The sequence below is a fragment of the Vibrio sp. 10N.222.49.C9 genome (assembly GCF_041474985.1).
GTDB classification, from domain to species: domain Bacteria; phylum Pseudomonadota; class Gammaproteobacteria; order Enterobacterales; family Vibrionaceae; genus Vibrio; species Vibrio crassostreae_C.
The window spans coordinates 1-502 of the sequence record NZ_JBFRVD010001393.1 but is presented as its reverse complement, the minus strand read 5'-3'; the positions used below and the strand labels follow the sequence as shown (position 1 = coordinate 502).

The following is a 502-nucleotide window of genomic DNA, read 5'->3' as shown; positions in this document are numbered from 1 at the left end:
TATCAACGAGCTGCCCAAAGTGTGCCCCCCAAAACATATCGGTTAGAGGCATAATCACCTGCCCTTCTTCCGCCAATGCATTAAATATCTCAGCCTGTTGGCTCATATCGTCAAGCATTATAGATAGGGCAATAGGTCCGTCTCTCTCTGTGCTTTTCAGGCCGTCTGACATCATCAGTGAGAAGTGAGGGCATTTAAACTCGGCATGCATAACCCAATGAGGCTCGGCGCCCTCTATAACCTGGGGAGCGTCAGAGAAGAGTTGCTGTGAAACAACCTCACCAGAGAATACATCACAATAAAAAGCTAGGGCCTGTTCGCATTTCCCTGAGAAAAATAAATATGGAGTCAGTTGGCTCATATGTACACCTTGAGTGAGTTTGTCTGTATCTCAAAACTAGGAGTGTCACGAACAATCTTCAAGTTAGAGCCTTCATAAAAACCCGGTAATTCCCTAATATTAATCACTACAATATAAAGCAGACTCCACGCACCCAAGATC

1 protein-coding gene is annotated in these 502 nt (G+C 44.8%); it reads right to left on the bottom strand.

Translation table 11 applies throughout. The features are described 5' to 3' along the window. Positions 1-361: VOC family protein (locus AB4585_RS28440; RefSeq protein WP_372172115.1), on the bottom strand; the 361-nt coding region annotated here is incomplete at its 3' end. Between the last annotated feature and the right edge of the window lie 141 nt (positions 362-502).